Annotated in this window: 23 protein-coding genes and 1 tRNA gene; 11 read left to right on the forward strand and 13 right to left on the reverse strand. The window is 62.4% G+C overall.

From position 1 onward, the window contains the following. The first annotated feature begins 13 nt into the window (after window positions 1-13). Both SINAR_RS0123770 and SINAR_RS0123775 read left to right on the forward strand, forming a co-directional pair. Window positions 14-1339 carry a YjiH family protein gene (locus tag SINAR_RS0123770; RefSeq protein WP_028001400.1) on the forward strand — a complete coding sequence of 442 codons (1326 nt, stop codon included), beginning with the start codon at window positions 14-16 and terminating at the stop codon, window positions 1337-1339. Further along, a complete protein-coding gene (locus tag SINAR_RS0123775) occupies window positions 1327-1920 on the forward strand; it encodes a HutD/Ves family protein (RefSeq protein ID WP_028001401.1) in 594 nt (197 codons plus the stop codon). The genes SINAR_RS0123770 and SINAR_RS0123775 overlap by 13 nt, the downstream gene beginning before the upstream one ends. 57 nt (window positions 1921-1977) lie before the next feature. Here SINAR_RS0123775 and SINAR_RS0123780 read toward each other — a convergent pair whose 3' ends face one another. Further along, complete coding sequence (locus SINAR_RS0123780) at window positions 1978-2211, reverse strand: hypothetical protein (RefSeq protein ID WP_028001402.1); 234 nt, start codon at window positions 2209-2211, stop codon at window positions 1978-1980. A gap of 86 nt (window positions 2212-2297) precedes the next feature. Continuing rightward, complete coding sequence (locus SINAR_RS0123785; protein ID WP_028001403.1) at window positions 2298-2486, reverse strand: hypothetical protein; 189 nt, start codon at window positions 2484-2486, stop codon at window positions 2298-2300. Between the two features lie 254 nt (window positions 2487-2740). Here SINAR_RS0123785 and SINAR_RS0123790 point away from each other — a divergent pair, with 254 nt between their 5' ends. Then, window positions 2741-2941, forward strand: coding sequence for a hypothetical protein (locus SINAR_RS0123790; RefSeq protein WP_028001404.1), 201 nt, complete (start codon window positions 2741-2743; stop codon window positions 2939-2941). Window positions 2942-3041: 100 nt separating this feature from the next. Here the strand turns inward: SINAR_RS0123790 and SINAR_RS0123795 are convergent, their stop codons facing one another. From SINAR_RS0123795 to SINAR_RS0123805, 3 genes are all read right to left on the reverse strand, one after another. Next, entirely contained in the window at window positions 3042-3242 is a 201-nt protein-coding gene (locus tag SINAR_RS0123795; RefSeq protein WP_028001405.1) for a hypothetical protein, read from the reverse strand. Next, window positions 3224-3457 (reverse strand): hypothetical protein, encoded by a 234-nt coding sequence (locus tag SINAR_RS0123800; RefSeq protein ID WP_028001406.1) that lies wholly within the window; start codon window positions 3455-3457, stop codon window positions 3224-3226. The genes SINAR_RS0123795 and SINAR_RS0123800 overlap by 19 nt, the downstream gene beginning before the upstream one ends. Before the next feature lie 284 nt (window positions 3458-3741). Next, entirely contained in the window at window positions 3742-4077 is a 336-nt protein-coding gene (locus SINAR_RS0123805; protein ID WP_028001407.1) for a hypothetical protein, read from the reverse strand. 350 nt (window positions 4078-4427) lie between these two features. Here SINAR_RS0123805 and SINAR_RS0123810 point away from each other — a divergent pair, with 350 nt between their 5' ends. Next, window positions 4428-5594 (forward strand): calcium-binding protein, encoded by a 1167-nt coding sequence (locus SINAR_RS0123810; RefSeq protein ID WP_028001408.1) that lies wholly within the window; start codon window positions 4428-4430, stop codon window positions 5592-5594. A 21-nt stretch (window positions 5595-5615) separates the two neighbouring features. Here the strand turns inward: SINAR_RS0123810 and SINAR_RS0123815 are convergent. The 3 genes from SINAR_RS0123815 to SINAR_RS0123825 form a co-directional block, all read right to left on the reverse strand. Then, window positions 5616-5692: transfer RNA gene (locus tag SINAR_RS0123815), tRNA-Met, on the reverse strand. A gap of 134 nt (window positions 5693-5826) precedes the next feature. Next, window positions 5827-7023: a tRNA 2-thiouridine(34) synthase MnmA gene (gene mnmA, locus SINAR_RS0123820; RefSeq protein ID WP_050577578.1), complete on the reverse strand. Its 1197-nt coding sequence runs from the start codon at window positions 7021-7023 to the stop codon at window positions 5827-5829. A 195-nt stretch (window positions 7024-7218) separates the two neighbouring features. Continuing rightward, the gene (locus SINAR_RS0123825; protein WP_028001410.1) at window positions 7219-7962 is read right to left on the reverse strand and encodes a helix-turn-helix transcriptional regulator; all 744 of its coding nucleotides are present in this window, start codon (window positions 7960-7962) and stop codon (window positions 7219-7221) included. A gap of 406 nt (window positions 7963-8368) precedes the next feature. On the opposite strand from SINAR_RS0123825, the gene sciP reads away from it, so the two are divergent. Further along, window positions 8369-8644, forward strand: coding sequence for a CtrA inhibitor SciP (sciP, locus tag SINAR_RS0123830; protein ID WP_028001411.1), 276 nt, complete (start codon window positions 8369-8371; stop codon window positions 8642-8644). Window positions 8645-8773: 129 nt separating this feature from the next. Then, window positions 8774-9055 carry a GNAT family N-acetyltransferase gene (locus SINAR_RS0123835; RefSeq protein WP_028001412.1) on the forward strand — a complete coding sequence of 94 codons (282 nt, stop codon included), beginning with the start codon at window positions 8774-8776 and terminating at the stop codon, window positions 9053-9055. Window positions 9056-9163: 108 nt separating this feature from the next. On the opposite strand, the gene SINAR_RS0123840 is transcribed toward SINAR_RS0123835, so the two are convergent. After that, complete coding sequence (locus tag SINAR_RS0123840; RefSeq protein ID WP_028001413.1) at window positions 9164-9514, reverse strand: hypothetical protein; 351 nt, start codon at window positions 9512-9514, stop codon at window positions 9164-9166. Between the two features lie 549 nt (window positions 9515-10063). Here SINAR_RS0123840 and ctrA point away from each other — a divergent pair. Beyond that, entirely contained in the window at window positions 10064-10765 is a 702-nt protein-coding gene (gene ctrA / locus SINAR_RS0123845; RefSeq protein WP_003527557.1) for a response regulator transcription factor CtrA, read from the forward strand. 280 nt (window positions 10766-11045) lie between these two features. Here the strand turns inward: ctrA and SINAR_RS0123850 are convergent, their stop codons facing one another. Continuing rightward, window positions 11046-11408 (reverse strand): response regulator, encoded by a 363-nt coding sequence (locus tag SINAR_RS0123850; protein WP_028001414.1) that lies wholly within the window; start codon window positions 11406-11408, stop codon window positions 11046-11048. A 247-nt stretch (window positions 11409-11655) separates the two neighbouring features. Beyond that, window positions 11656-12318, reverse strand: coding sequence for a histidine phosphotransferase ChpT (gene chpT / locus SINAR_RS0123860; RefSeq protein ID WP_028001415.1), 663 nt, complete (start codon window positions 12316-12318; stop codon window positions 11656-11658). A gap of 366 nt (window positions 12319-12684) precedes the next feature. Between chpT and SINAR_RS0123865 the strand changes: the two genes are divergently transcribed. Further along, window positions 12685-13287 (forward strand): DUF1134 domain-containing protein, encoded by a 603-nt coding sequence (locus tag SINAR_RS0123865; RefSeq protein WP_028001416.1) that lies wholly within the window; start codon window positions 12685-12687, stop codon window positions 13285-13287. A 150-nt stretch (window positions 13288-13437) separates the two neighbouring features. Continuing rightward, window positions 13438-14517 (forward strand): coiled-coil domain-containing protein, encoded by a 1080-nt coding sequence (locus tag SINAR_RS0123870; protein ID WP_028001417.1) that lies wholly within the window; start codon window positions 13438-13440, stop codon window positions 14515-14517. A 46-nt stretch (window positions 14518-14563) separates the two neighbouring features. Here the strand turns inward: SINAR_RS0123870 and SINAR_RS0123875 are convergent, their stop codons facing one another. Both SINAR_RS0123875 and SINAR_RS0123880 read right to left on the reverse strand, forming a co-directional pair. Continuing rightward, the gene (locus SINAR_RS0123875; RefSeq protein WP_028001418.1) at window positions 14564-15391 is read right to left on the reverse strand and encodes a TrmH family RNA methyltransferase; all 828 of its coding nucleotides are present in this window, start codon (window positions 15389-15391) and stop codon (window positions 14564-14566) included. A 4-nt stretch (window positions 15392-15395) separates the two neighbouring features. After that, entirely contained in the window at window positions 15396-15779 is a 384-nt protein-coding gene (locus SINAR_RS0123880) for a hypothetical protein (RefSeq protein WP_028001419.1), read from the reverse strand. A 29-nt stretch (window positions 15780-15808) separates the two neighbouring features. Between SINAR_RS0123880 and SINAR_RS0123885 the strand changes: the two genes are divergently transcribed. Both SINAR_RS0123885 and rpoH read left to right on the forward strand, forming a co-directional pair. Beyond that, window positions 15809-16840, forward strand: coding sequence for an RluA family pseudouridine synthase (locus SINAR_RS0123885; protein WP_028001420.1), 1032 nt, complete (start codon window positions 15809-15811; stop codon window positions 16838-16840). Window positions 16841-17038: 198 nt separating this feature from the next. Next, window positions 17039-17944: an RNA polymerase sigma factor RpoH gene (gene rpoH, locus SINAR_RS0123890; RefSeq protein WP_028001421.1), complete on the forward strand. Its 906-nt coding sequence runs from the start codon at window positions 17039-17041 to the stop codon at window positions 17942-17944. The last annotated feature ends 124 nt before the right edge of the window (window positions 17945-18068 follow it).

The following is an 18068-nucleotide window of genomic DNA, read 5'->3' on the forward strand; positions in this document are numbered from 1 at the left end:
GGGAGGAGACCAAATGACGCATATCACCACCGAGGCAAGGGGCTCGCGCGGCAGCGCCGCATTGCGGCTCATCCTGTGCAGCCTCGTCGGCATATTCCTGTTTTTCGTGCCGGTCGAAATCAACGGCAAGTCGACGATCCTGCTCGACCATGCGGCAACCGCCATATCGACGCAGGCGCGGCCGGTGGCGATCGGTTTCGTATTGTTGCTGATGGCCTACGGCGCCTTCGCCCCCTTCCTGCGCGCCACCTGGCGCAAGACGACGACCGACGCCGTGTTTTCGGTCCTGCGCGTGTTCGGACTGGCACTTGCCGTCCTCTATCTCGCCGGCATCGGGCCCGCGGCCATCTTCGCCCCCGACATGCTGCCCTTTCTTTTCGACAAGCTGGTGCTGTCGGTCGGGCTGATCGTGCCCATCGGCGCTTTGGCACTTGCCTTCCTGATCGGCTACGGCCTTCTCGAGTTCACCGGCGTGCTCGTCCAGCCCGTGATGCGGCCGATCTGGCGCACGCCGGGCTGGTCGGCCATCGACGCCGTCGCTTCCTTCGTCGGCAGCTATTCTCTTGCGCTCCTGATCACGGACCGCGTGTTCCGCGAGGGAAAGTACACGGTGCGCGAAGCGGCGATCATCGCCACGGGCTTTTCCACCGTCTCCGCCACGTTCATGATCATCGTGGCCAAGACCCTGGGGCTGATGGACATCTGGAATTTCTACTTCTGGACGACGCTTCTCGTCACGTTCGTCGTTTCTGCGATCACCGCCCGGATCTGGCCGCTGTCCCGGCTTGCGCACGAGGGCGATCGGGACCAGCCGCTGCCCGCCGGCCGCAGCCGCCTGCGGGCCGCCGTCGAGACCGGTCTGGAACAGGCAGCCGTTGCCAAGGGCCTGCCGACACTGCTGCGCCAAAGCTTCCTTGACGGTCTGCGCATGGCCGCGATGATTCTGCCGAGCATCATGGCCGTCGGGCTCATCGGACTTCTCGCCGCCAAGTTCACGCCGATCTTCGACATTCTCGGCCTGACGCTCTATCCCTTTACCTGGCTCGCGCAGTTCGGTGAGCCGATGCAGGCCGCCAAGGCGCTCGCCTCCGGGCTTGCAGAGATGTTCCTGCCGGCCATCCTGCTCAAGGAGGCGGTGCCGGACGTGAAGTTCCTGGCCGCGGTGGTATCGGTCAGTCAGGTTCTTTTCCTGTCGGCCTCCGTCCCCTGCATGCTGGCGACCTCGATCCCGCTCAGCTTTCGCGATCTTCTGGTGATCTGGTATATTCGCGTCGTATTGAGCATACTGGTGACGGCACCGATCGCTTGGATCGGAACGTCCATGGGATGGCTCGGCTGACGATGATGCGAATTCTGCGCTCGAGCGAGTACAGGCATATGCCGTGGAAGAACGGCGGCGGGGAGACGGTGGAAATCGCCGTCTCTCCGGACCGGGCCACCATTGCCGATTTCGACTGGCGCATAAGCATGGCGACCGTCGCCACCAATGGCGCCTTCTCGATCTTTCCCGGCGTCGATCGCACGCTCTCGATCCTGGAGGGCGGCGGGATGACGCTTGCGATCGAGGGCCGGCAACCGAAGCTTTTGACCACTGCGGACACGCCCCTCACCTTTCCCGCCGACCTGCCGACATCCGCGACGCTCGCTGATGGACCGGTCACCGACCTCAATGTGATGACACGGCGCCAGGCGTTGAAACACCGCGTGCGCAGGATTCATGTCGAGGGCTCGCAGCCTTTGTCTACGAGCGCCCGCGATTTCGTTCTCTTCTGTCATCGGGGCAGCGTTGCGCTCGTGACGGAAGGCGTATCCGCCATCCTGCACGGGCTGGACGCGGCGATCCTCGTCCAGCCGACCACGCTCACGCTCTCGGCCGACATCGCATCGGAAGTTTTCCTGATAGAAATCGGCTCGGCCTGAATCCGCAGCCTGAGCGCGGCTTCGGGCAATGATTTTCCATCCGGAATTCGAGTCGGCTCAGCGCATCCCGAAAAGCAGGAGAAGGCCGCCGATCAACATCAGCGCTACGCCGAGCCAGTTGCGCAGCGGACTCAGAAAACGCAGGCCCTGCCCGCGCGGCTCAAGCGTCTGCTTGGGATCGGCTTGCGAGGGCTCTGGCGGTTCGCTCAACCGCCGTCGCCCGAGCGCCTCCCACGCCATGTAGAGAAGCCCGCTGATGAAAAGAAATGCACCGGCCAGAGTTGCCCACACGCGCGCCTCCTGCAGCTGCTTCTGCGTGTTTCACTGTTTCAATGAACCAGTGATTGATCCAGGCGGCGATGGAACGCGCGGCGTTGTCAGCGAACGCGCGTCTGAGGACGCACGACGTTCATCTGAAGCTCGTGGCTGGAGGCGTATCGCCCGAGAACCCTGATCAGGCGGCGTTCCTCGGCCTTGTTGATGCCGCTGCGCCTGCAGTATTCCGCCACGTCCCAAACATGCCTGGCCTGGGACTTGTCTAGCTTTCCGATGTCCGCGTGTTTCATCCTGCGCCTCCCAACTGCGTTGGATTCAACGTCGATCGGCACAAATGGTTCCGTCCGCTTGGGCAAGCTCCGACGACGATATCGCTTTGCCGGCGGGGCCTGCCACCGCTGAGGACACGCCCAGATTGAGTTGGAGGCATCGCCGGATCGCGCCGAGGTCGAGGATTGGGGACCACGTGGGCGACGACAGTTTCTCAGGCCGGAACCTTTGCGCGCGGCTGCGGTTTCGACCATGACCGACCGGAGGTGATGTCATGACCAGAACCTGGGAGCGATTGGCGCTTATCGGCGCCGCCGTCATCATAGTCGCCAGTGCGATTTTCTATGTTTATGTCGACCGCTTCTCCTCGGCCAATTCCACCCGGATCGAGGATACCAGGGTCAATGCCGACGGCATCAACACCATCGACGAAAACCCGCCGAGCGCCACGGGCGACAAGGACAATCCTTCCTGAGCACGCCCGCGCAGCCAGCCGGCACCGGCCGCGGACGCCGTTTGCAGGCTGGCGGCCGGTCGCGCTTCGGGGGCGTGGCGAAAGGGACGGCCGGGGCGGCTCAAGGCCCTCCCGCCATCGACCCTACGACCACCATCACCAGCGCGTCGACGTCGATCTCTCCGTTCACCGCGACCTTGTCTCCCGCCTGGCGGACCTGAAGTTTCGCAGGGTTCTCCGCCGCCTGCCGCTGCAGTTCTTCGATAACGGCAGCGATGGCCTTCGCCTCCAGATTGCCTTCGTTCAGATGGCTGGTACCCATTTCCAGAAGACCCCTTCCTTTCGCTCGGGATAATATTTGAATTCGCACTCGAACCGCCGCCCGTAGGCGGCTGCCTCGGCTAACGCCGCTTCCGAGGGCGGGTTCATTCCCGTTCCCGGGGCAAACCAATCCTCCAGGAGATCGTCGGGCACGTAGGCCCCGATTCTCAGGGGGAGACTGGTCAATGCGGAATCCATCTCTTTCGGTGCCGGCATGCGATCCTCCTGACCGACCAAGAGCATTTCCGCTTTATCTCCCAATCGCGGCAATGCTCTTATCCTTCGTTGCCGCAATTCCGGACGGAAAACCGCTGCGCACTTTTCCTGGAATTGCTCTAACAAGGCCGGCGCCGGGAAGTTCCGCTTCCCGCCCCGTCCATGCGAATGCAGCCGCCTTGCCCGAGCGCTGCATTTGTAGCAGCAAGTCAAATGGCGCCGTGCGTCCGCAAACGCGCAGCGCCATATGATGGCGACCGTTCGGCTATATTACCAGACGAGGCTCAACCTATGCGAGGGCATCCCGGCCGATTTGCGAAATAGACGGTGGTAAACCGACCACGCCGGCCGACGCCGTCGACGGCAATCTCCCGCCGTGTAATGGATCGGATATCCGGGTCCCGGATTCCGAGCCGGTAGGCGCGGCGGATGGCCTGACGCTCGCTGCAGCCGCGAGACGGACGATAGTCGTAATCATCATCGTCATATCTGCGGTCACGCAGCTGCGGACCGTCCGGACCGATATACAAGTCAAACGACTGGGCTGACGAAGCAGAAGGTACAGCAGCAGCCGCGCCGCCCAAAATCAACCCGGCCGCGAAAAGCCTGCCGATGTTCATGACTTCTCCTCCATGTTCTCATTTGAGAGAGTGCTTAAACTCATATTTGAACGGCAGGGGAGCGGATAAGTTCCGCCCTTCGGGCGTTCACGAGGGGCGGAGGACCGAACCGGCGGCACGCATGTCCCCGAATCCGCCTGCCTTCGCACCGATGCGGGATGAAACGACCCCTTTGACTTACTTCCACCTCTTGCAATCGAGTTGAATGCGATTGCTTATTTCTAAAGCAAGTAGTATCAGTAACGCTTCATTGTAAAATCTAGTTGTATTCTGTGGCGGCGATGCGAACCACAGATCGCACCCGCTTCCCGTTCCTGATTTCCGCGCTTCGGCAGCAGCTAGAGGAAAGCATGGTCATTCGGCATGGAACAAGTCTGTCCGATACTATCCGCGGCTTTCTCGGCGACGATGAAATCTGGGGCTACGCCGGCAACGATTACCTGAACGGCGGTGCGGGCAACGACAGGATCTACGGCGGCCTCGGGAACGACTATATCGTCGCTGGTTTGGGCGATGACTACGCGGATGGCGGCGAAGGAAACGACCGCTTGGACGGCGGGCACGGCAACGATATCCTCCTTGGCGGGTTGGGAAACGACATCTTCGACGGCGGCGAAGGCAATGATGTCCTGAACGGGGGCGACGGCCATGACCAGATTCTGGGAGGCCGTGGAAACGACACGATCTTCGGCGGCGACGGCGAGGAATACATTGACGCAGGCGCTGGAGACGACCTTATCTATGCCGGTTCGGGCGATGACGGTTTCAACAACCGGATCAATCCGGCAACCGGGAAACGCACGCAACAGGCGGTCGGAGGCGGCGACGGCAACGACACGATCTACGGCGAAGCCGGCAACGATGCACTGAAGGGCCAATCCGGAAACGACCGCGTCTATGGCGGAATCGGCGATGACATCGTCGATGGCGGGAATGGCAACAACTATCTCGACGGCGGCGCCGGCGACGACGTACTCGATTCGGAGGGCGGGACGGACGAGGCCCATGGCGGAACCGGCAACGACAGGATTGCGCTTGGCGCCGGCAACGACCGTGCCTACGGAGACGAGGGCGACGACATCCTGTCGGGCGAAGCAGGGGCCGACTTCCTTCACGCCGGCATCGGCAGCGACTGCCTCTATGGCGGCGCCGGCAATGACATGCTCTTTGGCGACGCGGGGAAAGACACGCTCTCGGGCGACGCTGGAAGCGACAGTCTGTGGGGCGGCGCCGACGCAGATCGTTTCGTCTTCAAAGGCGCTGCCGCCCGGAGCGGCCAGGACACCATCATGGATTTCCAGGACGGTCTCGACGTCATCGTCCTGGAAAGGCTCGGGATCACAAAATACGCCGGTTCCGGCAGCAAGGGCAGCGTTTACGCCTATGACGTCGCCGGCGGCGACGTCCTGATAAAAGGCTCCGACTCAAGCGGCAAGACGTTCTCCATCCTCGTTGACGATCCGAACGGCTCGCTCAGCGCCGCCAGCTTTTCGAAGGACGACTTCCTTTTCGCCTGAAACATATGTCAATGGAAGGATTGGTAGCGGAGGAGGGATTCGAACCCCCGACACAAGGATTATGATTCCTCTGCTCTAACCTACTGAGCTACTCCGCCGCCGGTGCCGTGAAGCTTCCGAAAGAAGCCCGTCTCGGCTGGACGGGCGGCTTATAAGGCGCTGTTCCGGCTAGTGTCAAGCAATGTCTTCGGGAAAGAGCGAAGTTTTCCCGACATGCCCGACTCCCCCGCTTTTACGCGGCCGCCGGTGCCTGTAAAAGCTCCTTCAGCGCCGCTTCCGCGGCCGGCTCACGCTCGGACCTGCGGATGAAGCCGCCGCCATAGACGCGCGCGTCCTCGCCGGTGCCGGAATAGAGCGCGCAGGCCTGGCCGGGCGCAACACCCGCCTCGCCTTCGACGAGCTCCACATAGAGTCCCTCGGTGTCGCTCCTGAGGACCGCCGGCGCGGGTCGGCGGGTGGAGCGCACCTTGGCAAAGCATTCGAAGCCCTGCCCCGCTGCCGCGTCCAGTTCCTCGTCACCCAGCCAGTTGACGTCGCGCAGGTAGACGCGGCGCGTCTCCAGTGCCTCCTTCGGGCCGACGATGACGCGGCGCGAGCGGGCGTCGAGATAAACGACATAGAGCGGCTCGCCAGTCGCCACGCCGATGCCGCGGCGCTGACCGATCGTGTAATGCAGGATGCCGTCGTGCGCCCCCAATACGCGCCCGTCGAGATGGACGATCTCGCCGGCAAGCGCCGCGTTCGGCTTCAGCTTCGAGACGATGTCGCTGTATTTGCCCTGGGGCACGAAACAGATGTCCTGGCTGTCGGCCTTCTTGGCGACGACAAGGCCCATCTCCTCGGCGAGGGCCCGGGTCTCGCTCTTCGGAAGACCGCCGAGCGGGAAGCGCAGATAATCGATCTGCTCCTGCGTTGTCGCAAAGAGGAAATAGCTCTGGTCGCGCTCGGCGTCGGCAGGCCGATAGAGCGCACGCTGTCCGGCATAACGCGGCTTCGGGCTCGGCCGCGAACGGATGTAATGGCCGGTGGCGAGCGCATCGGCGCCGAGTTCCTTGGCGGTCGCGAGCAGGTCGGCGAACTTGACCGTCTGGTTGCAGGCAACGCACGGGATCGGCGTCTCGCCGGCGATATAGCTTTCGGCAAAGGGGTTGATCACCGTCTCGCGGAAACGCGCCTCGTAATCGAGGACATAATGGGGAATGCCGATCGTCTCGCAGACGCGGCGGGCGTCGTCGATATCCTGACCGGCGCAGCAGGAACCGGCCCTGTGCACTGCCGCGCCATGGTCGTAAAGCTGCAGCGTGATGCCGAGAACGTCGTAGCCCTCGCGTTTGAGTAGCCCCGCCACGACGGAAGAGTCGACGCCGCCGGACATGGCGACGACGACGCGCGTATCTTCGGGCTTGCGGTCAAAATCGAGACTGTTCACGGGATCCAATCCGGCATCCGGGCGCGGCTCCTGTACCGGCACCCTGTTTCACGCTTGAGGCCGCGGATCACATGAACGCGGCATTTCTGAAGGTCGACGCCCTTCAGGCATTTTTCTCCGTGCCGCGACATATAGAAACTTGCGCCCGTCACGGCAAGAGCGGGCGGCCACGACACGGGCCGAGCCCTCGGCGAATCAGATCAGCTTCATCCGTATCGCCCTTGCGATCGCCTGCATGCGGTTGACGGCGTCGAGCTTGCGGGTGGCGCTCTTGAAATAACTGCTCACCGTATAGGCGGATATGCCGAGAATGATGGCGATCTCGTCGCTGCTCTTTCCGGCGGCCGCCCAGCGCAGACATTCGATCTCCCGGCTCGAGAGCTTCTCGCGCGCGCCACCGCCGGCATCGAAGGTACGCTCCAGACATTCGAAAAGCTGCACGAGCGTCAGATAAAGCGTCGCGAGCTCCGCGCCGGCAGGCTCGCCCCTCGTACCGGAGAGCATCACCACGAAAGGCTCGCCATAGGTCGTGTGCAGCAGCACCGCGAAGTGGGCCATATCCGAGTGAGGCGGGAGGCGGCGAACCGAAGCCTTGCCGGCGCCCTTGCGCGCCGCTTCCATGAGTTCCGGGCCGCCGGTGACGGGCAGCTTCGTCTGACGCAGCCGCTCGACCAGCACGCTCGTCTGGAAGGTTTCGCCGGCATCGTATTGCCGCACGAGTTCCGCGGGCCAGTTGCTCAGCACGAGCCGCTCGGAAAAGCGCTGCTCGTCGGCCAGCGGCAGCCGCGCGATCAGGAAATGCGCGTAGCCGTAACGGGAGATCAGCCGCCGCATCAGATGCAGGAGCTCATACTCCGTGCGCACCGATGCGGTGTCGACCTCGAAAGGCATGTTCGTTTCGGCCTCGCGCCGCGAGGCCGGTTCATTCGAATCGTTCATTCGGTCACCGTGCTGCCGGCGTTGCCGCCGCAATGGAGACTAAAGCGGTCCAGGCCCGGCGGCTGAAAGCGCCGCCCTTCCCGCGCCGCAGACATGAGCCGCACCGCCCGCAGGTTTCGTGACGCCCGGGTTTATTCCGGGAGCGTACACATGGACGCCCATTTGATCCGGCGCCGCGTTACCGCGAATTCCAGTCGAAGCGAAATGTGGTGATTGCATGGCCCGCCTGGCGAAAATCCGTGGAAGGCCTGCCGTTCCGTTCCGTCACGAACAGCCGCACGCGCGAACCATCCGCGGCCGAGGCCGCTCAAATGATGATCAAATGGTTATCAACGGTTTAGGCAATTATTAAATGTGGCAAGCTAAGGTCGCAGCCATATGGTCTTGAGTTTGTGTAGAGAGTCCCATGACCGAAATGATGCGTCCACGCGTGAAATATGTCATCGGCCCCGATGGCAGTCCCTTGACGGTGGCGGACCTGCCGCCGGCCAATACCCGGCGCTGGGTTATCCGCAGGAAGGCTGAAGTCGTCGCCGCCGTGCGTGGTGGCCTATTAAGCCTCGAAGAGGCATGTGAGCGTTATACGTTGACCGTAGAGGAATTCCTCTCCTGGCAATCCTCGATAAACGATCATGGCCTCGCCGGCCTGCGCACGACGCGCATCCAGCAATATCGCCACTGATCGTCCCCAACAGGGCCATGTTCGAACCGGCGACTCGGGTGCTTCCCGAGTCGCCGGTTTCGTTTCGGCCTGTTTGACCGTAGAAAGATGCAGCAGATGGTGCAGCAGCGATTTTGGGAAGGACGACCGATGGACATCGCCCAGGAAGAAGCGAATGCGAAGGGCCGCTACACGGCGACGCTCGACGGCCATACCGGGGAGATGACCTATTCAAGGTCGTCGCCCCGGCTCATAATCGTGGACCACACTTTCGTTCCGGACGAGCTGCGCGGCAAGGGCGTCGGCCAGGCGCTTGCGCTTCACGCCATCGACGAGGCCCGCAAGGGCAGCTGGAAGATCATCCCGCTTTGCCCGTTCATGCGCGCCCAGGCCATGCGCCACCCGGAGTGGCAGGATGTGATCCAAGGCTGAAAGATATGGAATTCGCCCCGCCTGCGGCGCCGCAGGCGCGGCGCGCAGGACACGGCGGCAGTCCGCCGCGCGCCGCCGGTTGCGACGGCGGAGCTTCTCCTGCAGGCGTCAGGCGCGCAGCCGCGCGCCCGTATCGCGCTCCTCGAGCGCAGCTGCCCTCGCATATTCCGCCTGCACCTCCGCAAGCGCGAGCTCGGCCGCATCCTGCTGCATCTTCAGCTCACGAATCGAAACCTGGAGATTGTCGGCCCTCTGGCGGGCGGCCTTGGCAAAGGTGGGATAGGCAAAATGCGACGGGTCGGAGATTCCCGACTTTTTCTCCTCGAAAACGATCTGGTTCTCCAGATCCTTGGTCATACGCTCGAACTCGGCCATCATCATCTGAAGCTGGCTGAGCTGGCGCTGCTTTTCCCGAACCTGAAATTCCTTCAGGCGGACAAGGCTCTCACGTGCTTTCATACGCAATACTCCCGTGGATACCGAGACCCCGGTTACTGTTCCCGAGCGGGATGGGAAGGTGTGAAGCGGATCTCAGTCCGCATCCCGCTCTAACTCCTTCTAATAGACCACCGACTGAGTCCCGGATTGCCCGGAATCATCGTGATCTGCGGCCCGTTGTGCCGGCCCAATCGGGCCGGAAACAAAAATCGACCGCGGCCTTAACAAATGCCTACCGCTGGTAACCTTTCGTTTACGGGCATCGTTAATCATAGGTGCGATGATTTAAGGCTCCGTAAATGCTGATGCATGAAATGTGGACTTTCGAGCATTTGCGAGTCGGAAGAGTCAGTTAACGGCATTCCCTCATGTTTTGCATGAGGAGCGCAATTTCAGATTTACGTTTGAAATCAGGAGACTGCTAAAAATATTTAACATTTTCGATACACCTTGCCAGAGTGAATCAGAATTTGTTAACCATTTGGTGGCAGCCTCCAAATCAGGCAACGACTGGATCCGTATCGCGTAAGGATGCCACGACAACCTTGGGCGGCGGAAAAGGGGAAGACTATGCGGGTTCTACTGATCGAAGACGACAGCGCGACGGCTCAAAGCATTGAGCTCATGCTCAAGTCCGAAAGTTTCAACGTCTACACCACCGATCTCGGGGAAGAAGGCGTCGATCTCGGCAAGCTTTACGACTACGATATCATTCTTCTCGACCTGAACCTGCCGGACATGTCGGGTTACGAAGTTCTCAGAACGCTGCGTCTGTCGAAGGTCAAAACGCCGATTCTCATCCTGTCGGGTATGGCGGGCATCGAAGACAAGGTCCGGGGCCTCGGATTCGGCGCCGACGACTATATGACCAAGCCTTTCCACAAGGACGAGCTGGTGGCCCGTATCCACGCGATCGTGCGCCGCTCCAAGGGTCATGCCCAATCGGTCATCTCCACGGGCGAGCTGATCGTCAATCTGGATGCCAAGACCGTGGAAGTCGGCGGCCAGCGCGTGCACCTGACCGGCAAGGAATATCAGATGCTGGAGCTGCTCTCGCTGCGCAAGGGCACAACGCTCACCAAGGAAATGTTCCTGAACCACCTTTATGGCGGCATGGACGAGCCGGAACTGAAGATCATCGACGTCTTCATCTGTAAGCTGCGCAAGAAGCTCGCCAACGCCGCCGGCGGCGCCAATTACATCGAGACCGTCTGGGGCCGCGGCTACGTGCTGCGCGAGCCGGAAGGCAGCGACTATCTGGAAACCGCCTGATTTCCGGCAGTTCCGGGCGGCGACATCCCCGCATCCGCCGCCTTGCCGCAACCGCAGCCGAACCCGCCTCCCCTGGGCGGGTTTTTTGTTGCCGGCAGGCGCCGTTGACCTCGCTGATGGATGGTGGATTCCGCCACGGGCGAATTGATCGGCCGGATCCTGAAATAGAGCGGCCGCATTCCGCAGACGAGGTTGCATCGGCGAAGCCGCTTAGGGAGGCGGCGCCTGAATTACACGATGCATCCGGCGGTCTTGCGGGCGCCCAAGAGCGGGCTCTGTATCAGGCCGCCATGGACTGGCTGGCGAAAACACTCGTCAGAATCTTGCGGTCGAATGGCTTCAGCAGGAAGTCATCGGCACCGGCCCGCTTGCCGGCCATCATCTTCTTGAGATCCGCCTGGACGACGCAGTAATAGATCCGCACCGAGGCGCCTTCCGGCAGGCGACGGATATTGCCGATCAGATCGAGCGCACCATCGAGGCCCGCGTCGACGATGAGGATGTTCGGCAGTTCGGCTTCGCATCGAACCAGTGCGTCAAGGCTGCTCGGCGCCTCGGAAACCAGGAACCCCATTCCCGATAGAATGCGTTTCCCGACCTTGCGCACAACATCCGACCCGTCAGCAATCATCAAGCGCCGCACGTTCAAACTCCTTCCCGTTTCGCCACACGCGAAACCATCTCCATCAAGCAATCCTATACGGATTTGGCAAAGAAACAGTTACCGCGGTGACGCGACATCGCCCGCCGCCGCAAAACCGTCGGCGCTTCCGACCAGTTGGACAGATGCGGTCGTGAAGAATGCGGGAGGGCGCATGCGTCCTCCCGTTCCCAGGCGATGAGACGATGGAATTGGCCGGATTACTCCGAAAACCGCGCCCGGTTCCGCTTCAGGCGTTCACCGTTTCGGGCGCTACGACGCGAGCGGAGAAGACGATGGCTTCGCCGGTCGATACGACGTCGATCGCCATCCCGGCCTCTTCCGCCAGGAGCACCGTGTAATAGGGCTGGATCGAATGTGCGTCGACCGCCTCCTCCGGCGTGCCGGAGATGAGCTCCACCAGCTTCGGCGGCACGCGCATCATCCGACCCTTGGCATTGAGGGTGAATATTGCGTCGAACTCCGGATTTTCCAGAGTGATGTCAATGACGCCGCCACGCGGGATCGAGCCATAGGCGATCAGGAACAGGTTCAGGAGCAGCTTGACGCGGTTCTTGGCGATGATCGCGCGCGGACCGTTCCAGTTGACTTCGGTCTTCTTCTCCGAAGCGGCAAAATCCTTGGCGGCCTTCTCGGCCTCGCCGGTGTCGATCGAGGCGCCGACCGAGCCCGAGGCCCCGAATGCAAGGCGCGCGAATTTCAGCCGTACCGAAGCATTGAGCGCGCTGGTGCGAATGAGGTCCATCGCATCCGCATCGGCGCCGCCCTCGTCGAGGAGTTCGAGACCGTTGTTGATGGCGCCGACCGGCGAGATGATGTCGTGGCAGACGCGACTGCACAGCAGCGCGGCCAGATCGGGTCCCGTCAATGTCAGATTCGGATTCTTTGCCATCATTCTTCCTTGTTCGCTTCAAACCGGATCACGGGCTGTTGGGGCGCCGGGCGCACGCAAAGCCCGATGCTGCTCCCGCACGGTCGTGAGTAAGATCATGAGGCGGGCGGTCGTGCCATATAACGATAAGCCATAATGACATCACATTTGGTAAACCGATTGTTAAGATCATCGGTTCAAATTGTCGGAGCGCCCGATTTTCAGGGGGTTCCTGGAAACCGATAAGGCGCACTCGTTCGAATTGCCAGTGCGTCCCGCGCGCATTCTTGTGAAAAACGGTCATGCCGGCACCGGCCGCGCAGCCGATCGAAGAGCCGGTCATGCGGCCGACGCGCGAGCCGCTTTCGCGCCCCGACGGAGGAAACGATGCAGCCGATGATGAAGACGACCCGGATGGCTGTCCGCGCTATTGTTACCATGATGGCTCTGGTGGCCAGCGTCCTGATCGCCGGCACCGGGGGTGCGCAGGCGCAATCCCAGAACACGAGCCAGTACACGATGCAGGAGATCGTCGACGCCGGTCACGGCTTCTTTGGCGAAACGTCCGGCGGCCTTGCCAAGGTGGTCGAGCGGGCCTTCGAGCGCTATGGTCTGCCGAACGGTTATATCCTCGGCCAGGAAGGATCCGGCGCCTTTATCGCCGGCGTCACCTACGGCGAAGGCGAGCTCCATACGAAGAACGTCGGACAGCACAGCGTCTTCTGGCAGGGCCCGTCGCTCGGGCTCGACTGGGGCGGACAAGGCAGCCGCGCCATGATGCTTGTCTACAATCTGCCGAGCGTCCCGGCTCTCTACAAGCGCTTCGGCGGCGTCTCAGGCTCCGCTTACGTGGTCGCCGGGGTCGGCATGACGGTGCTGACGGACGAACATGTCGTGGTGGTGCCTATCCGCACCGGCATCGGCGCAAGACTCGGGATCAATGTCGGTTACCTCAAGCTGACGCAGCAGCCGACCTGGAACCCCTTCTGAGGCTTCCGCGGCGCAGCACCGATGAACGCTGCCCTTCGAAAAGACGTGCAAGCTTGCGGTAATTGTTGCAGCATTTCCTGCATCATGCTTACTGCATGAACGCGAATGCCTGCCTGCTGCAGACCCGGTCCTCACTGAAACGGCCAGCACGTGATTGAATATGCGCTCCTCTTTGCCCTCGGCTTCCTGACGGCGGTCGTCATCGGCCTTCTCGTCGCGCCTGCCATCCAGAGACGCATCGTGCGCTTTGCGGAGGACAGGCTGAAGGCGACGATGCCTCTCAGTCCGCAGGAAGTGCGCGCGCAAAGGGATGCCGCGCGCGCAGCCTATGCCGTCGAAAATGCAAAGGCGCTTCAGGCGCTGCGCCGCGAGCGCGACAAGGCCGTCGCGCTGATGGTGCAGAACGAACGGACCTTGAAGGACGCGCGCCATCTGGCGAGCGAAAATACCGAACTCCAGGCGCAGCTGGCGGATATGAACGTCGAAGCGGCCTACATGCGCTCCACGATCCGCCAGCTCGAGCAACGCCTGGAAAGCATGAAAGAGGCTGCCAAAAACGCGGCACGGGAGAACGGCGCGGTTTCCGGGACCGTGCGTTCACTGCAGAGCCGGATCGAGAAGCAAAGCGCGGACCTCGACGGCCTCAGGATAGACCTTGCTGCGCGCGATACCGAAGTCGAGCATCTGAAGAGCCGCATGGCAGCAATGCGCGACGAGCGCGAGACGTTGCGCGCCAACCTCAAGGCGGAAACCGCCCGGGCCCGGGAGATGGAGCTGCGCCTTACCAGAGACGAGGCACGCATGCACCAACTCGAAAACCGGCTCGCCCGCGAAACGGCGGCCAACGCCGATCGCGAGAGTGCGCTTGAGCAGCGCGCGGCCGAGATCGCCCATTTGAGATCGCGGATCAAAACGCGCGGTGCGAAGCGTTCGAAGCAGGCGGACGAGCATGACGCGGCGGATGGGCTCGACACGACAGCGCTTTCCGATGATCTCAGAAACCGGGCGACAGCGCTCTCGGAACGCCTTGCCGGCTCCAAATCGGCTGCTCACGATGAGGCGCTCCGCGAGGAGATGGCCGAAATCGCAGCTGGCATGGTCACCCTGACCGCGGCGCGCGAGGGCGACACCTCACCAATCCACGGCCTTCTCGCCGGCGAAGATGCCGAAGGGCAGGCAGACCGCACGAGCCTGGCGCGGCGGGTCAAGGAGATGCTGGGGCCCGAATGAGATCAGGGCGCCTGACGCGGGCGGCATTCGCACGCTCGCCGTTGCCTCAAACCCTGCCGTTGACGACTGCAACCTGATGCAGCGCGATGCCCGCGGCCATCGCCACGTTGAGGCTGTCCAGACCCGGACGCTGCCGGATGCGCGCCGTGCGGATTTGTGAAAGTATCGTTTCAGGCAGTCCCTCGCCCTCAGTGCCGACCAGCAATGCGATGCGCGGCGCCGGCGGAATTGCAGCGATGTCTACGGTACCGCGCGGGGACAGGCCCCAGACGACGAAATCTGCCGTCTGAAGCCGTTCGATCAGCTCCGCCGCGGTACCCTCGCGCGCAAAGGGCAGCGTCAGCACCGAGCCGACGGACACGCGGATTGCCTTGCGGTACATCGGATCGCAGCTCGTCGAGTCCATCAGCACCGCGTCAACTCCGAAAGCCGCAGCATTGCGAAAGAGCGCCCCCATATTGTCGTGGTTCGATATGCCGCAGGCAGCCAGCACGAGGCTCGACTGCGGCAATTCCGCAATCAGCGCGTCGCGCCCCGTCGCGGCATCGCGCCGGCCCAGCGCCAGCACGCCGCGATGCATGTTGAAACCGGCGATCGCGTCGAAGACCCCGTCCGCGGCCACATAGACGGGAACGTCCGACGGAAACTGCGCGAGCAGCTCCGCGACGCCCGCAACCCGACTGTCGAGGAGCAGGATCGCCTCGGCTGCGATGCCGCGCCCTGCGCGATGCGCGGCCGCGAGCATCCTGAGCACAACGGTCCCCTCGGCGATGAATCGGCCCTGCCGTCCCGTCAGATCGCGCTCCTTGATCGAGACGAACCCGGCAATGCGCGGGTCCGCCGGATCGTCGATGCGAAGGAGCGGCCGGGTCATGTCGTCAGTTGTTCCTGACCGTGACGTCGGCGACGATGCGGCCGGCCCTGATGTCGAAAACGATCGCGCGGGGCTCCGCGCCGGGCAAACTGCCGTAGAAGAGGAGCTGGGAGCCGGAGAGCGCCACATCGCTCACGGTAAAGCCGGCCGGCAGAGCCGCGATCGCGCTCACCGGCGCGTCGCCCGGCACGCTCAAAGCCGGCTGCGCCGCCTCGGCGCTCCCGTCCGTGCGGGTCAGCTTATAGACAATCGCCCCGAGGACGGCCATAAGCATCACCAGCATCACGCCGGCCGAGACGAGTTGCAGGCGAACCATCTTGCGGCGGACGTTCTCCATCGCTGGATCAAGCGGCTTGTCTTCCTGTTCTTCAGGCTCGATTGCGGTCATGGTCGGCTTTCTATCGGAATTGGAACGGAATGAACGATCCCTTTAAACAAGCGCCCGGCAATAGGAAAGTCCTCAAGGCGGGCGATGACGCGGCCGGGCGCCTCGACGCCTTCCTGACGGAAGCGCTTGCGGGCGAGTTTTCCCGCAACCGCATCAAGAGCCTGATCGAGCAAGGGGCCGTCTCGATCAACGGCGCGACCGTTACCGAGCCGAAGCGAAAGGTTCACCCCGGCGACACCTTCCGTATTGCCTTGCCCGAGCCGGAGGATCCCGAGCCCAAGGGTGAGGCGATCCCACTCGACGTGCTTTATGAGGACCTGGACCTGATCGTGCTGATGAAGCCCGCCGGCCTGGTCGTGCATCCAGGCGCCGGCAATTGGACGGGAACTCTCGTCAACGCGCTCATCCACCATTGCGGCGACAGCCTTTCGGGCATCGGAGGCGTCAAGCGCCCCGGCATCGTGCATCGCCTCGACAAGGACACGAGCGGCGTCATGGTGGTCGCGAAGAACGACGCCGCGCACCGCCATCTTTCGGATCAGTTCGCCGACCACGGCCGCAGCGGTCCGCTCGAGCGCGCCTATCGTGCCGTGGTCTGGGGCAGGCCGCGCCAACTGAAAGGCAGGATCGATGCACCGCTGGGGCGAGCCGGCGACCGGACGAAACGGGCCGTCAAACGCGAGGACAGCGACGATGCCCGGGAGGCGATCACGCATTACGAGGTGGTCGAGCGCTATCACGAAAAGCCGGACGGCACCTCTCTGGCCTCGACCGTCGAATGCCGTCTGGAGACCGGGCGTACCCACCAGATCCGCGTGCACATGGCCCATATCGGTCATCCGCTGATAGGCGACCCGGATTACGGCGCGGCCTTCCGGACCAAGGCAAATCTTTTACCGGAGCCGGCGAAGGCCGTCGTCAATCGTTTTCCACGACAGGCCCTGCACGCCTTCATGCTGCAGTTCGAGCATCCCGCGACCGGCGAGACCCTGCATTTCGAAGCGCCGATGCCGGCGGATATGCAGGAATTGATCGCGGCCCTGCGGGCCGAAGCCTCTTGAATTTGCGCGTGAAAATTCCAATCTTATAGTCGCTTCAATTCGCCAATTCCTTTTCTCTGGCTTCACGACAGCGTGAAACTGGATTCCTTGAATCATGCTTTCGCCGTACTTATTTGTTAGCCTCGTGGGGTCTTGGATGAAGACCCACAGGCCCGGCCTGCCGTCCCGGAGGCCGGCGACGCACAAAGGGGGTGCTTCATGGCCCGCAATACCTTGCCGACCATTGCCGCTGGAGAGGGCGGCCTCAATCGATATCTCGACGAGATTCGCAAGTTTCCGATGCTTGAGCCGCAGGAAGAGTACATGCTCGCCAAGCGGTACCAGGAGCATGACGACCGCAATGCCGCGCACAAGCTCGTAACGAGCCACCTGCGCCTCGTCGCCAAAATCGCAATGGGCTATCGCGGCTACGGCCTGCCGATCGGCGAAGTCATATCCGAAGGCAATGTCGGCCTGATGCAGGCGGTCAAGAAGTTCGAGCCCGATCGCGGCTTCCGCCTGGCGACCTACGCCATGTGGTGGATCAAGGCTGCCATCCAGGAATATATCCTGCGCTCGTGGTCTCTGGTCAAAATGGGCACGACGGCAAACCAGAAACGCCTGTTCTTCAACCTGAGACGGCTGAAAGGCCGCATCCAGGCGCTCGACGAAGGCGACCTCAAGCCGGAACAGGTGAAGGAGATCGCCACGACCCTGAAGGTCAGCGAGGACGAGGTCATCTCGATGAACCGCCGCCTTTCGGGCGACGCTTCGCTCAACGCGCCGATCAAGGCGAGCGAAGGCGAGTCCGGCCAGTGGCAGGACTGGCTCGTCGACGAACATGACAATCAGGAAGAAATCCTGATCGAACAGGACGAACTCGACAGCCGCCGCGCATTGCTGGCCGATGCCATGAAGGTCCTGAACGACCGTGAACGCCGGATCTTCGAGGCCCGTCGCCTCACCGAGGAACCGATAACGCTTGAGGACCTCTCGACCGAGTTCGACATCAGCCGCGAGCGCGTGCGACAGATCGAGGTTCGTGCCTTCGAAAAGGTCCAGGAAGCCGTACGCAAGGCCGCGCTGGAACGCGCCAGTGCACTGCGCGTGGTCGAGGGTGCATAAAGAAGTCCGCTTTTTCCTTGGGAGCTACGCAATTCCGGACGGAAAGCCGCGGCGCACTTTTTCTGGAATTGCTCTGGAAACGAAATCCCGGCCGGATACCCGGCCGGGATTTTTTCATGTCTCC

Source organism: Sinorhizobium arboris LMG 14919, from assembly GCF_000427465.1.
Lineage (GTDB): Bacteria > Pseudomonadota > Alphaproteobacteria > Rhizobiales > Rhizobiaceae > Sinorhizobium > Sinorhizobium arboris.

Excerpts from the sequence above, each read along its gene's own strand:
- SINAR_RS0123810 (WP_028001408.1), top strand. The coding sequence starts at position 4,428 with ATGGTCATTCGGCATGGAACAAGTCTGTCCGATACTATCCGCGGCTTT.
- SINAR_RS0123770 (WP_028001400.1), top strand. The coding sequence starts at position 14 with ATGACGCATATCACCACCGAGGCAAGGGGCTCGCGCGGCAGCGCCGCA.
- SINAR_RS0123840 (WP_028001413.1), bottom strand. The coding sequence starts at position 9,514 with ATGAAAGCACGTGAGAGCCTTGTCCGCCTGAAGGAATTTCAGGTTCGG.
- SINAR_RS0123785 (WP_028001403.1), bottom strand. The coding sequence starts at position 2,486 with ATGAAACACGCGGACATCGGAAAGCTAGACAAGTCCCAGGCCAGGCAT.
- SINAR_RS0123805 (WP_028001407.1), bottom strand. The coding sequence starts at position 4,077 with ATGAACATCGGCAGGCTTTTCGCGGCCGGGTTGATTTTGGGCGGCGCG.
- SINAR_RS0123865 (WP_028001416.1), top strand. The coding sequence starts at position 12,685 with ATGCAGCCGATGATGAAGACGACCCGGATGGCTGTCCGCGCTATTGTT.
- SINAR_RS0123795 (WP_028001405.1), bottom strand. The coding sequence starts at position 3,242 with ATGGGTACCAGCCATCTGAACGAAGGCAATCTGGAGGCGAAGGCCATC.
- SINAR_RS0123825 (WP_028001410.1), bottom strand. The coding sequence starts at position 7,962 with ATGAACGATTCGAATGAACCGGCCTCGCGGCGCGAGGCCGAAACGAAC.
- sciP (WP_028001411.1), top strand. The coding sequence starts at position 8,369 with ATGACCGAAATGATGCGTCCACGCGTGAAATATGTCATCGGCCCCGAT.
- rpoH (WP_028001421.1), top strand. The coding sequence starts at position 17,039 with ATGGCCCGCAATACCTTGCCGACCATTGCCGCTGGAGAGGGCGGCCTC.
- SINAR_RS0123800 (WP_028001406.1), bottom strand. The coding sequence starts at position 3,457 with ATGCCGGCACCGAAAGAGATGGATTCCGCATTGACCAGTCTCCCCCTG.
- SINAR_RS0123790 (WP_028001404.1), top strand. The coding sequence starts at position 2,741 with ATGACCAGAACCTGGGAGCGATTGGCGCTTATCGGCGCCGCCGTCATC.
- SINAR_RS0123880 (WP_028001419.1), bottom strand. The coding sequence starts at position 15,779 with ATGACCGCAATCGAGCCTGAAGAACAGGAAGACAAGCCGCTTGATCCA.
- SINAR_RS0123885 (WP_028001420.1), top strand. The coding sequence starts at position 15,809 with ATGAACGATCCCTTTAAACAAGCGCCCGGCAATAGGAAAGTCCTCAAG.
- chpT (WP_028001415.1), bottom strand. The coding sequence starts at position 12,318 with ATGGCAAAGAATCCGAATCTGACATTGACGGGACCCGATCTGGCCGCG.
- ctrA (WP_003527557.1), top strand. The coding sequence starts at position 10,064 with ATGCGGGTTCTACTGATCGAAGACGACAGCGCGACGGCTCAAAGCATT.
- SINAR_RS0123835 (WP_028001412.1), top strand. The coding sequence starts at position 8,774 with ATGGACATCGCCCAGGAAGAAGCGAATGCGAAGGGCCGCTACACGGCG.
- SINAR_RS0123775 (WP_028001401.1), top strand. The coding sequence starts at position 1,327 with ATGGCTCGGCTGACGATGATGCGAATTCTGCGCTCGAGCGAGTACAGG.
- SINAR_RS0123875 (WP_028001418.1), bottom strand. The coding sequence starts at position 15,391 with ATGACCCGGCCGCTCCTTCGCATCGACGATCCGGCGGACCCGCGCATT.